The sequence below is a fragment of the Paraglaciecola mesophila genome, assembly GCF_009906955.1.
Taxonomy (GTDB): domain Bacteria; phylum Pseudomonadota; class Gammaproteobacteria; order Enterobacterales; family Alteromonadaceae; genus Paraglaciecola; species Paraglaciecola mesophila_A.
In genome coordinates this window covers 1116313-1129396 of sequence record NZ_CP047656.1, presented here as the reverse complement: position 1 = coordinate 1129396, position 13084 = coordinate 1116313, and the positions used below count along the sequence as shown (strand labels likewise).

Genomic DNA, 13084 nt, shown 5'->3' with positions numbered 1-13084 from the left:
TTAATGATTTATTCTACCAAAGGCGTATGTTTTTTGAACTCAAAAACATCCTGCACTTGGGCTGTAGATAACTCGTTTGCCGATATTTTATTATTCGGATCACTATACAGTATTAATTCACCCGTATTTTTTCCGATGACTAACCCTTTGACGAATGTCATTAGGTCGGAAAATTCAATATTGGTTAACTCATTGGCAGTATCTTTATTCTGAGAAAATGCATAATCTCGATTACCCAAAGCAGACCACAAACGTTGACTTTTCATGCTTAAATTTGCATCTCTTTGACACAGTTGTTTCATAACCCCTTGTTTTATGTCACTCCAATTTTTTTGATATTGCTGCAAGTCAACGGCGAATTTTTGTAAGAAATCTCGAATCGTTTTGATTAAGTACTCGGCGGAATACTGTGGTGACTGAACGTAAAACGCCATACCTGGATGCTGGTTGAAGGGAACATAACCACTACCTACTAAATAGCCCAACTGTGCTTGCTGGCGCGCGAAGTTAAAGAACACAGGTGACACAAGCTGCTCTAATAAAATGGTCAGCAACGTGTCGCGCCGCTTTGCGTTGGGTGATTGGTAATAAATGACGACTGCCGCATCTGGGTGATTACAGGGCAGGGCGTGTAATAGCGATAGCTGCTGAGATAGATCAAACACACTGCGCGATAATTTGCCATGCCCAGTAAATTTTTGATGTTGCTTGTACAAACTTGATGAAAACTTCTCAGCTTCTGTTTTGTGCCAGTTACCAAAGATTAAAGACTCAATATACCTATTATTTAGCATGTGGCTTTTCGCCTCATAGACGTGTTCTATGCTAGTTTTTTCTATGGCGTTTGCCATGCTCAGAGGCGTGTGGGTATTTTGCTGCATCAGTGCAGATAATCGGGTAAATAAGCGGTTGATTGGCTTATTGAGCAGATTATTGTGCAGACTTTGCAACTGCTGTTGCTTTACTTGCTCGAAGTGCTTATCGAAATCTTCGAACGTGTGGATTTGCTCAGTCAGTTCATGTGCAAACATGAGTTGATTGGCGCTAAACCCGCTTGTATGAAGGGAAAAGCCACATTGATGTGAATACAAGTGATAATTTAACCCAGCAACATTAGCCTGATAATAACGTTGCTGAAAATGGTTATTTAATAGGGCTATCCATAATTTCTTCGTGGCTGCAGCCTCAACACTTAGCGTAGCTGCTTGGCAATCAAATGAAATGTAACAATCACCTCTTGGTAACTCAAATTCGTTATCTTGTCCGAACCATACCTTAAAATCTACTGAGTCAATTGTTTGTTGCGGAATAATATACTGTGCATTTGTTGCTATCCGCGAATGGTTACGACTGAGGAATTGATTTTCTTTGGGTAACTTTAAAAGTGGATTACATGAGGCATTTTGCAGTTTTTGCATTAAGCTCGTTGGGATCTCAGAAACGCTATATGGAGTATGGTACCAACGACTAACAAGCGTTGTTTTTGGGGCTGGTGAAACTACTTTTACCCGCATATTTTCAGGGGTGAAAAAGTTTAACACCTCGTCAATTACAGCAGGATCCGGCTTATCCAGAATATATTCTGACGCAATGAGGTGCTCGGGTGTATAAATAAAGATGCCACTGGATAAGCTGATGGCTTCGTCAATCGGCTTTATGGCGTCAGCAAACTGCCAAATTTGTGCGAGCAATGTGCTTTTTTCATCGAAGTATCGAACTTTATCGTGCTGCTTTATATGTTCAATGTATTGAAATATCGTTTGCAGCATAGCGTCAATATTGGCTAAACCGGCTTCGGTCAACTGTAAGTTGACGTTAAAATCTCGGAAATTACTGCCTTCAATCCCCCCGCCGACACTAATATTTGTGGCAAACCCCTTTGCTTTAAAGTGACAAAGTAAACCGTCAGGGCCTTCATCTGCCAATAACTCACTAATAATGCAAAGTGGTTTGGTTCGATAAAAATGATGCATAGAGGGTAATGCGAAGGTCACGATAAGCCTTCTTGCTGATTTCAGCGGGGCGATATCGATTCTGATCCCCAATTGTTCTTTTAAATAAAGCGCTGGAAGCGGTGCGGTTTGAGGGGCTTCTCTATTTGTATGAGAGCCAAAATGCGCTTTAACAAAATCTAAGCATGTTTGCGTATCAAACGGACTGATAATGCACAGCGTCATATTGTGGCTAACGTATTCATTTTGATGCAAAGTAAACAAACGCTGTTGAACTTCCTTAAGGCTCAACATATTTAATGTGCTGGCGTTACCGACGGAAAATTGACTAAAGGGGTGTTCAGGGTTTGAGGTTTCTTTATGAACTTCATAAAGTCTTCGTAAATCATCATTTATTTTTAACGAAAATTCAGCGTCAATGGCGCAAATTTCCTTTTTAATGGACTCAAGTTCAAATAATGGTTGAGTTAATAAGTGGCTAAAATGATCGAGCGCAGTCGAGAGATTTTCATTGTTTACTGAAAAATAATAATGGCTGAATTCTGAGCCCGTGGCGGCATTCACCGTACCACCGTGCAAAGAAAGAAATGTATCGAATGCATCAACCGTCTTGTATTTCTTATTTCCCTGAAACAGCATGTGCTCTAAAAGATGACTTAGGCCTAGGCAATCAGCAGGATCAGTAAAATGCCCATTGCCTATGGTCGCTGCCACAGCACAGGTTTCGCTGGTTTGATCCTCGACAAGGAGCACCCTCAAACCATTCTCGAGTTGAGAATACAGATAGTGACGTTCGTCGAGGTGATGAGTAAGCAAAATATTAGATCCTGTTGTCATATATTGCGCTTAAATAGCATAACTTAAAAAACACTCAACTCTCGGATTTTCAAACATTTATTTGTTATATTAAGCGTAACAAAGTTTGTTAACTATTCAGCAGTAATTTATGCAGATTATGATCATGCGCCACGGTGACGCAGAACCAGTACAAGATGACGACCGTTCTCGTGAGTTAACGAAGTTTGGCCAGCAACAAGCTACGGCAGCAGGGCAGTGGTTAAAGCAGCGCTATTCTGCGCAAGGCATCGAGATGAGCTTGGTGAGCCCGTATATCAGAGCGCAGCAAACATTAAACGGCGTAAGTGAAAATGTGAATGTTCAGTATCACGCCATATCAGATGATATTACTCCTGACGGTAATATCTGGCTGACACATGACTATGTTGATTATTTATTAGACGTAAAAAAAGTCTCACATTCGTTGTTGATTGTCAGTCATATGCCGTTTGTTAGTTACTTCCTAGATGAAATAACCAAAGAGCAACATTCGTTATTTTTTGATACATCGAGTATAGTGTTGCTTGATTATCAACCAGCGACACACTCAGGGACAGTGCTGGACATTTATCACCCATCATGAAGTTAAGGGATAAACTTCCACTATAGTTTTGAGTATGAGAACCGATAACTCGTTAGAGAGGTTAGATTCATGCCAGGCAAAAATTTACCTGCCTATTTAAAGCAGGTACTAGAACATCACGTATCAAATGCGCAACTGACTCACGACACTGAGCTTCAGAGCATTTACGATCGTCTGACAAGCCTGAACACGAAAGTAGAGTTAGCAAAAGAAAAAATCCGTCAAAATAGGTTGGCAAATAATTCTCTGCCAAAAAGCTAAGTTAGGTTTTCACACGTCTTTAATCAGCTTTATGACTATCTTGTGCCAAGTAAAATTGCGGCATGATACGCACGGTTTTTACCACATTATCTTTCATTTCAATGATTTCAAGAGGGTAACCCGCTAAACGTAAGCTGATATTGGCTTCTGGAATGTCCTCTAAATATTCTAAAATAATTCCATTGAGGGTTTTTGGTCCTTCAGTGGGGAAATGCCAGTCCATTTCTTTGTTCAGCTCTCGCACGTTGGCACTACCGTCAACTAAAACGCTGCCATCTTGTTGGGTATCAGCTTCTTTACTGTGGTCAGGCACCATACTGGTGGTGAAGTCACCAATAATTTCTTCAAGAATATCCTCCAATGTCACCAAGCCTTGGATATCACCATACTCATCTACCACTAAGCCGATTCGTTCTTTCACGGCTTGAAATTTGTACATCAAGGTATGTAACGGGGTCGACTCAGGTGTAAAGTATATTTCGCGAACTGCTCTTAATAGACTGGATTTAGTAAAATCATCTTTAGACAGCAAGCGCAAGGCATCACGAACATGGACGAATCCAACAGCATCATCAATGCTATCACGGTATAGCAAAACCCGAGTGTGTTGCGAATTGATTAATTGTTTCTGTATGTCTTTCCACTCATGGTTGATATCAATCGCCACAATTTCATTGCGGGGCACCATGATGTCTTCGGCAGTGACTTTTTCTAAGTCTAAGATACCAACTAGCATATCTTGGTGCTTTTTAGGGATCATTGCCCCTGCTTCATGCACAACGGTACGCAACTCTTCTCTACTGAGGCTGCCACTGTCACTGTCATCTGTGCTGATCCGCAAAAGTTTAAGAATAAAGTTAGTGATCCCATTCACTAAAAACACCAATGGGTATAGCACTTTAAGCATGGGTAAAAGAAAAAATGAAGCAGGGAAAGAGACCTTTTCAGGATAAAGTGCAGCCACTGTTTTGGGGGTAACTTCGGAAAAAATAAGGATAACTAAGGTTAAAACAACCGTGGCAATAGCGATCCCCATATCACCGTACAAGCGCATGCCCAAAACAGTGGCTACAGCCGATGCTGCTATGTTAACCAGATTATTACCAATAAGAATTAAACCAATTAGCCTGTCAGGTCGCTCAAGCAAGGTTTGGACACGCAATGCCCCTTTGTTGCCTTCGTTACCCAAGTGCTTGAGTCGATATCGGTTGATCGACATCATACTGGTTTCAGAGCTAGAAAAATAAGCGGAAAGTAATACTAAAATACCAAGTAGAATAAATAGACTACCTGTTGATATATCGTCCAACTAAGGATTCCCTAAAGGTTGTTAAAGCGAAACTTTAAGGGCAAATTCCCCACGTTTCAAGCAAAGTTGGCTTATTTTACTATAGATAAAGGCTAAAAACAGGCTCAGCTCAAAATTATTTCTTTGACAAAGCGGCTGCCAAAATAGGCTAAACTTAATAGTAGTGAGCCCGCAATCGTAGCGAAAATAATAGGCTTACCACGCCATCCAAACTTAAAATGCCCGAATAACTCAATGGAAAACACCAGCCACGCCAAGATAGATAAAATAGTCTTGTGGGCTTGTCCTTGAGCGAACATGTTTTCTAAAAACACAAACCCGCTTATTAGCGAGAGCGTTAGCAAAATGGTGCCAACGGTAAGGAGTTTAAACAGAATTCCTTCGACCATCATTAAAGGGGGTAAAGAAGAATGAAGTAAAGAAGCCTTTTTTTCTTTCAGCCGCATATTGATATAGGCCAATTGTAAGGCATATAGCAAGGCAATACCTAAGCAAGCATAGGCAAATAAGGCTAAGCCTATGTGTATCATTAATTCTGGGCGTAAACCAATGTGCATAATATGCGCATCTGGGATAAACAGATCCAGCAGAATAATTACTCCAGTAAAGGAATACACCACGGGCAGCAAAATAGTATTAGGCATGGTGAAGGCGGCCAGCAACATGGTTAAGCTGATAAGCCATGCCACGAGGGATGCGACATTTAACATGCTTAGGTTTTCGCCAAGGCTGACAAAAATATCGTTATTTAATAGCCACGCATGAGCTACTAAAGCAAGCATAGCGAATACATAAGACAGCTTTAAATTTGGACCTTTATGGTCAAAAAACTTCAGTAATATAACGCCAGCAGCGCCAGCATATAGGCAAAAGCAGATTAAGCCTAACAACATGATCTAACCTCGATTTTGGTATTGATGTTGAGCAATTTTAGGAGCGAAGCCGAAGGGCAAAAACGCGCACGCTAAATGCTCCAAGACGTCGGAGTATAACCATTATGCCTTGTCATACCTAGTATTTAACAATAATTCTCATTAACTTTATTTGTTGTGTGTCGTTGGTTCTTATCTGCGTGGAATTTAGGTATCATTAGTCTATCTGAAATTAATATTGTACCCATTTGCTATGTTTGAAAATTTAACAGAACGCTTAGGCAAAACGCTCAAAGACATTAGCGGCCGCGGCCGATTAACAGATGACAACATTAAAGACACGTTGCGTGAAGTGCGCATGGCGCTGCTTGAAGCTGATGTCGCCTTGCCTGTAGTAAAGAGTTTTATTGAGCAGGTGAAAGTGCGTGCGGTAGGCACTGAGGTTTCGAAAAGCTTAAATCCAGGCCAAGTGTTTATTAAAATCGTGCAAGCGGAATTGGAATCTGTCATGGGGCAGGCCAATGAAGGATTAGATTTAGCTGCCCAGCCTCCCGCTGTTGTGCTAATGGCAGGTTTACAAGGTGCAGGTAAAACCACCAGTGTCGGTAAATTAGCGCGCTACTTGACTGAACGCGAAAAGAAAAAAGTCCTTGTGGTCAGTGCTGATATCTATCGTCCTGCAGCGATTAAGCAACTTGAAACCCTTGCAATAGAAATCGGAGTTGAATGTTTCCCGTCGACGATTGAACAAAAACCAATTGATATCGTTAACGATGCGGTTGAGTACGCAAAGAAAAAATTCTTTGATGTATTGCTTGTCGATACCGCTGGCCGTTTACACATTGATGCTGAGATGATGGGGGAAATTAAAGACCTTCATCAAGCTATAAAGCCGATAGAAACGCTGTTTGTAGTCGATGCTATGACAGGACAAGATGCGGCCAATACAGCAAAAGCATTTAACGAAGCATTGCCATTAACCGGGGTTATTTTAACTAAAACCGACGGTGATGCTCGTGGTGGTGCAGCTCTGTCTGTTCGTCATATTACGGGTAAGCCGATTAAATTCCTAGGGATGGGGGAGAAAGTTGACGCTCTTGAGCCTTTCCATCCAGAGCGAGTGGCTTCGCGCATCCTTGGTATGGGAGATGTACTTAGTTTAATCGAGGAAGTCGAACGTAAAGTTGATAAGAACAAAGCACAACGCCTTGCCAAGAAAGTACAAAAAGGCAAAGGTTTTGATTTACAGGACTTCAAAGAGCAGTTAGAACAAATGCGCAATATGGGTGGTATGATGTCGATGATGGACAAACTGCCCGGCATGGGTAACATGACTGCTCAGGTAAAAGACAAAGCCAATGACAAGTCGTTTAACCAAATGGAAGCAATTATCAACTCTATGACGCCACTTGAGCGTGCAAAACCTGACACGATAAAAGGCTCGCGTAAGCGAAGAATTGCAATGGGCTCGGGTACGCAAATTCAAGACGTAAATCGCTTATTAAAGCAGTTTACCCAAATGCAAAAAATGATGAAAAAAATGTCTGGCGGTGGCATGAAAAAAATGATGCGTAACATGAAGGGAATGATGCCCCCAGGCGGACCGGGAGGCATGTTTCCTCCGCGCTAAACATATAAGTAAACTTTTATACTGTTTTAATAGCCCACATTGTTGGGCTATTTTTTTAACAGGAGATGGGCTACTTTTTCGGGTAAATGCTAAATTGCGTCGAAGCCTAACCTTTGTAGGAGTGGATGAATGAAGTGTGCTGAGCAAGATTATATTGAGATTGCATGCCTATACAAAATGCCAATAATATTGACCTTGAGGCATGGTGACAACGTCAAAGGTGTAGCTAAAGACACTGTTTACGATAAGCACAAGCGAGAATGCATTGTGCTAGAGTCTTCTACTGGTGAGTTAAGTGTCGCACTGACGTTAATTCAATCGATGCAAGCCCAAGAGGCCAATCCACATTTCAGCTTAATTCATTTTAGCCAGTGATACGAAGCCTTTGGTCGCTGGGCCGTTGATTCTTATTGGCTAGATTTTGTGTGTCAGAGGTATTTTCTCCCTTGGCTTTTCTATCTGAAGGTGTAATCTATTATGCATAATAATAGCAATATTCTCAGGGTTAGCCTCTTCATATGAATGCATCTCTTTATGCGTGTTAAGCAAACTTTGCAACCCAAATCTGTATCTCGGGTTACTCCCTTGGACGCTCAGAAATATCTCGCACATCAAGGTAAAAAACTGTTGTTTTTTAGTGGCGGTAGCGCATTACGTGGTTTTTGTCGGCCATTGAGTGCGGCAACACATCATTCAGTGCATCTCGTAACGCCGTTTGATTCAGGTGGTAGCTCAGCAACTATTCGTCGGCATTTTACCTTACCCGGAGTAGGGGACTTACGAAATCGCTTACTTGCTCTGAGTCACAACGGAACAAGGGAACAAGACATTGTCGCTCGACTGTTGGGGTATCGACTTTCTTCAAGTGCATCCCAGCAGGCACTACGTGCACATTTAAAATTAATGGCTGAAGGAAAAGACCCTCTCGTATCTTCATTGCAAGCCAATAAGCGCCAACTGTTTTGTCTAAAAATAGCCCGAGTACTTAAGTGCTTGCCCCAGGAATTTGATTTAAAGGGCGCGAGTATTGGAAATTTGCTGTTCGTCGACTATCAATGTGTTGGTGATGAAAGGCTGCAATGTGGCATTGATTTTTTTCATCAAATGCTAGATATACGTGGTACAGTGAGGCCCATTGTTGAAAGTAATTTGCATATAGCAGCAGAGTTAAACGACGGTAGCACAGTTGTTGGGCAACACTTATTGACAGCAAAAGAGACGCCAGCGCTGCGCAGTGCAATCACCAAACTTTACTTGTGTGAGAGCGAGGAAAACCCTGAACCAGTCGACTGCTATTTATTAAAGAAAAATCGCCAATATATTGAACAAGCCGATCTGATTTGCTTCCCCCCAGGCAGCTTTTTTACCAGTATTCTAGCCAATCTCTTGCCTGTTGGAGTGGGAGAAGCCGTGGCCAACAACCCTAACCCTAAGGTGTATATTCCTAATCTCGGTCACGATCCTGAACAGCTGGGCATGACGTTAGAAGATTGCATTTTGACTCTATTAAGTTATTTACGTAAGCATACAGAGCAACCACTGAAGCCATCACAATACATCAGTACTATTTTGCTTGATGTAAATGAAAAATATTACGCAGGGGGCATACCATTTGAGCGTTTACGTGAAATGGGGATTAACGTTGTACAACGTGATTTAGTCACCATGCGCAGTGCGCCTTACTACAATGACGACTTATTATTAAAAAATTTGTTAGCTATTGGCAACTAAACTGCTGCACGTTTCGACAGACCTACTCAAGCATGTATTTGCTTGATGCGTGCGACTAAAAAATCCACAGCGGCCTTCACTTTAGGCACCAAATATCGCTGTTTTTGATACAAAAGATAGATACCAAAATCACTGCTCGAGGTAATGTTTACAGATGGGGTTAGTGTTAATTCTTGCAATTCTTCAGCGGCTAGATATTCGTTAAGCAGCCATTTCGGGGCCATCATGATGCCTTGTCCTGCTAATACTTTTCCTAAAAGCCATTTACCATTATTTGAAACAGCGGTTGGCGGGGCTGATACATCTTGCCACTGACCATTTATTTCACTTACCCAGCGTAATGGACCATTCGGTGTACGGTAGTACAACCCTTTATGATTTTTAAGCTCCTTAGGGCAAGTAGGGGTGCCGAATTGAGTCAAGTACTGTTGACTCGCTACGGCCACAAATTGGTTTTCCATCAGTTTAATAGCAACGACTCGTTCATTCGGGGCATAGCCGCCGCGTATAGCAATGTCTACTTCATCTCGGGTTAATGCTGAGAGTTCATCACTAAGACGAACATCAAGCACAATTTGCGGATAGCGTTGTGAAAACTCTTCTAACAAGGGGAATAGTATTGGCTCCCCAAACTCTACCATGGCGCTTATTCTAAGTTGTCCTGTGGGCACGGTTTGATAACTACGCACTGTATCGTTGCTCAGCTCAAGTTGTCGCAAAATGTCGTTGACCTGTGCGTAATAGGAACGACCAATTTCTGTCAATTTCACCACTCTAGTTGAGCGTTTCAGCAAAGTGGCCCCAAGACTCTTCTCTAAATCAGCCACTCGGCGAGACAGCGAAGACGCAGGCACATGAAAAGATTTGGCGGCTTGGGTGAAGTTGCCAGTTTCCACCACTTTGCAGAAATAGCGAATGGCTCTTAGTTGATCCATAGATCCTCGATAAGCTAGATTATTTCTATTGTTGTCTTTAAGGCAATAAAGATTGGTCGTTTATGGGGGTTATATTAACAAAATAATGCCTAATAATATATTTAACGCTGCTAAAGCAGTGAATATGTCTAAATGTATTAAATTGGAGATAAATTATGTCAACCTATACTGCTGTTAATCTTATTCAACGCCCCGAGCCTGGCCCTATTCCAGCATCAACGTTTGAAGTGGTTGAAAAAGCCATGCCAAGCCCCGGCCCTGGAGAAATCCTAGTAAAACAAACTTACATGTCTCTCGATCCTGCGATGATTGGTTGGATGAGCTCAGATACAAAAAGCTATATTCCACCTGTGGCCCTAGGCGATGTTATGCGTTCCTCAGGTATTGGCGAAGTCATTGAAAGTAACCATCCTGATTTTACCGTGGGCGAAAAGGTAATGGGAATGACCGGCTGGACGGAGTATTTCGTCAGCACAGGTCAAGGTTTAAATAAATTACCGGCTGGTGTCGGTGAAGAACAAGCTCTATCTGTTTTTGCTTTACCTGGGTTGACCGCCACCCAAGGCTTGTATGGCGTGGCTAAACCGAAAGAGGGGGAAACGATTGTTGTCAGCGGTGCTGCAGGTTCGGTTGGTTCCATTGTTGGGCAGCTAGCAAAAGCAGACGGACTTAGCGTAATCGGTGTGGCAGGCTCTGATGAGAAGTGCCAATGGTTAGTTAACGAGCTGGGCTTTGACGGTGCAATAAACTATAAATCAGATGATATAAACGCCAAATTGACAGAGCTTGCACCTAAAGGTGTTGATATCTTTTTTGAAAACACAGGTGGGGCGATACAGCAGCATATTTTCGAACACATGAATGCCCATGGTCGTATCGCGGTATGCGGCATGATTTCTGATTACGCGACCAGTGAGCCTAGCCCAGGGCCAAATTGGATCCCAATTATTAAGAAGCGTTTGAGTATTCAAGGTTTCACTATGCCTGACCATTATGCCCAAGTGCCTGAGTTATTGGCGAAGTTAACGCCCTATGTGATGAAAGGACAAATTAAACACCGAGCACATGTACTCGATGGCTTAGCATCAGCGGTCGATGGGTTGAATATGTTATTAACTGGCCAAAATAACGGCAAATTGATGGTGAAACTATAAGGTTTAGGCCGTTATGCTGGGTAAATGACGAGAAGCGAGCAGCCAAGCTGCTCGTTGCTTGCACTCTGCTAGTAGCTAACAATTGGCGCCGCTGCTAGCCTAAGCGTTTTATTGAGGGTTGAGCCAATCATGTTGGTTCAACCTTTGCCAGAACCACTGGGCGGCCTTACCTGAGGTTGATTTTTCCTTGGCAAAATAAATTGAAATAGGCGGTCTAGGTAAAGAGGTTGCTTTGGCCACTAAGCTGCCGTCATCTAGAAACGGTTTGGCAATATGAATAGGTAAAAAACCCACCCCAATTCCAGCTGCTTGGGCACGCGCTTTACTATACATACTGCTCACGCGGATTAATTGCTTGTTGTCAAACAAGCCGCTGGTGCGCCCAGGTAATGTACGAGAGCTATCTGCCACAACAATATACGGATATTGACGGATGTGCTGCCCCTCAATTAATCCGATAAAATCCGCCAGTGGATGGTCAGCACTCACTGCAAATACAAATTCTAATTCACCTAAAAGGGCAACGTCGTATTGGCCCTTGGGTAATTCACCTGTCACCCCCAATGCGATATCGGCACGATTTGATTGCAGCGCGTCCCAGCCACCGCCTAACGCTTCTTCGATAACTGTAATTTCGACGTGTTTATCTAATGAACAAAATTGTGAAATCAATTCAATCAGTGGCGCCTCACTAATGATAGTGTCTTTGGCGATCACCAATTTCGATTCCCAACCAGACTCTAACTGTTGAACACGCTCTTCAAGATCACTTGCAGCCCTGAGTATTTCAATGCCTTCGTCGAGTACCAGTTTTCCCGCTGGTGTTAATATGGCTCTTTGTCCTTTTCGGTCAAATAGTGCGACACCCAAATCATTCTCTAACTTGCTGACGGTGTAGGTCAGTGCCGAGGGCACTTTGAATAGTGTTTCAGCAGCAGCTGCAAAACTGCCTTTGTTATGAATAGCCTCGAGTACTCTAAGTGCGTCAAGGGTTACTGCGTGGCGCATATTTTCTCCATAAAACAAAATAAGCTGCCTTGAAACGGATCAAGGCAGCTAGGTTGGCTTAATTGTACTTTATCTTCATCAAGGAAGGTCAAACATTAAAGCCACACTTGGAACCTTGCTATTGTTTGCTAATAGCAGCGTGTCCAGTTGAGTTACTTGTGCCCCATCCCCAGGGTGCAAACGCTGCTGATTAACATCAAGTGTGCCGTCAACTAGGTGTAGATAAATATGTCGCTGCTTATCGATGTCAACACGTATGCTGGTTCCAGGCGCTAACCGTACCTGATTTAATCGAGCATCTTGTTTGATTGCCAAGGTGCCATTTTCACCTGTCGGAGTCACAATTTGGGTAAGTCCTTGGTGCTCGCCGAAATTTTTTTGCTGGTAGCTCGGCGTGCCTCCTTTACTGTTAGGCACTATCCAAATCTGCAATAAATGCAACGGCTCACTTTGTGAGGCATTGTATTCACTGTGTGTCACGCCAGTACCGGCAGACATCAGCTGAAACTCACCAGTTGGCATGTTAATCACATTGCCCATACTGTCTTTATGGGCAATCACGCCTTGGGTCACAAAGCTAATGATTTCCATATCTTTGTGCCCGTGAGTACCAAAGCCTGCACCAGGCTCTATTTCATCATCGTTGATCACGCGAAGTGCCGAGTAACCCATATACTTTGGATCGTGATATGAGCCAAACGAGAAGGTATGTTTGCTATCTAACCATCCAAAGTTTGCATGTCCGCGATCTGCTGCTAATCGGATATCAATCATGGTGTCCTCCGTCAGTGTTTAATCAAAAGTAACTTGTA

Annotated in this window: 12 protein-coding genes; 6 read left to right on the top strand and 6 right to left on the bottom strand. The window is 42.7% G+C overall.

Annotated features, from left to right (window positions below):
- Positions 1 to 8: 8 nt before the first annotated feature.
- A complete protein-coding gene (locus FX988_RS04785; protein ID WP_254700722.1) occupies positions 9 to 2789 on the bottom strand; it encodes an insulinase family protein in 2781 nt (926 codons plus the stop codon).
- A gap of 118 nt (positions 2790 to 2907) precedes the next feature.
- Here FX988_RS04785 and sixA point away from each other — a divergent pair, with 118 nt between their 5' ends.
- Together sixA and FX988_RS04775 are read left to right on the top strand one after the other, a co-directional pair.
- Positions 2908 to 3372 carry a phosphohistidine phosphatase SixA gene (gene sixA, locus FX988_RS04780; RefSeq protein ID WP_160182096.1) on the top strand — a complete coding sequence of 155 codons (465 nt, stop codon included), beginning with the start codon at positions 2908 to 2910 and terminating at the stop codon, positions 3370 to 3372.
- A 69-nt stretch (positions 3373 to 3441) separates the two neighbouring features.
- Positions 3442 to 3633, top strand: coding sequence for a hypothetical protein (locus tag FX988_RS04775; protein WP_160178573.1), 192 nt, complete (start codon positions 3442 to 3444; stop codon positions 3631 to 3633).
- Positions 3634 to 3652: 19 nt separating this feature from the next.
- Here FX988_RS04775 and FX988_RS04770 read toward each other — a convergent pair whose 3' ends face one another.
- Positions 3653 to 4942, bottom strand: coding sequence for an HlyC/CorC family transporter (locus tag FX988_RS04770; RefSeq protein WP_160178572.1), 1290 nt, complete (start codon positions 4940 to 4942; stop codon positions 3653 to 3655).
- Between the two features lie 104 nt (positions 4943 to 5046).
- Positions 5047 to 5835: an inner membrane protein YpjD gene (locus FX988_RS04765; RefSeq protein ID WP_160178571.1), complete on the bottom strand. Its 789-nt coding sequence runs from the start codon at positions 5833 to 5835 to the stop codon at positions 5047 to 5049.
- A 232-nt stretch (positions 5836 to 6067) separates the two neighbouring features.
- On the opposite strand from FX988_RS04765, the gene ffh reads away from it, so the two are divergent.
- From ffh to FX988_RS04750, 3 genes are all read left to right on the top strand, one after another.
- Entirely contained in the window at positions 6068 to 7444 is a 1377-nt protein-coding gene (gene ffh / locus FX988_RS04760; protein WP_160178570.1) for a signal recognition particle protein, read from the top strand.
- A 129-nt stretch (positions 7445 to 7573) separates the two neighbouring features.
- Positions 7574 to 7819: a Rho-binding antiterminator gene (locus FX988_RS04755; protein WP_160178569.1), complete on the top strand. Its 246-nt coding sequence runs from the start codon at positions 7574 to 7576 to the stop codon at positions 7817 to 7819.
- A 159-nt stretch (positions 7820 to 7978) separates the two neighbouring features.
- Complete coding sequence (locus FX988_RS04750; RefSeq protein WP_160178568.1) at positions 7979 to 9175, top strand: GAK system CofD-like protein; 1197 nt, start codon at positions 7979 to 7981, stop codon at positions 9173 to 9175.
- 26 nt (positions 9176 to 9201) lie between these two features.
- Here the strand turns inward: FX988_RS04750 and FX988_RS04745 are convergent, their stop codons facing one another.
- Positions 9202 to 10110, bottom strand: a complete 909-nt coding sequence (locus tag FX988_RS04745; RefSeq protein WP_160178567.1) for a LysR family transcriptional regulator — start codon at positions 10108 to 10110, stop codon at positions 9202 to 9204.
- 155 nt (positions 10111 to 10265) lie between these two features.
- Between FX988_RS04745 and FX988_RS04740 the strand changes: the two genes are divergently transcribed.
- Positions 10266 to 11264, top strand: a complete 999-nt coding sequence (locus tag FX988_RS04740) for an NADP-dependent oxidoreductase (protein ID WP_007983942.1) — start codon at positions 10266 to 10268, stop codon at positions 11262 to 11264.
- A gap of 108 nt (positions 11265 to 11372) precedes the next feature.
- Here the strand turns inward: FX988_RS04740 and FX988_RS04735 are convergent, their stop codons facing one another.
- The gene (locus tag FX988_RS04735) at positions 11373 to 12272 is read right to left on the bottom strand and encodes a LysR family transcriptional regulator (RefSeq protein ID WP_008303055.1); all 900 of its coding nucleotides are present in this window, start codon (positions 12270 to 12272) and stop codon (positions 11373 to 11375) included.
- A gap of 78 nt (positions 12273 to 12350) precedes the next feature.
- The gene (locus FX988_RS04730; RefSeq protein WP_160178566.1) at positions 12351 to 13046 is read right to left on the bottom strand and encodes a pirin family protein; all 696 of its coding nucleotides are present in this window, start codon (positions 13044 to 13046) and stop codon (positions 12351 to 12353) included.
- Positions 13047 to 13084 lie beyond the last annotated feature (38 nt).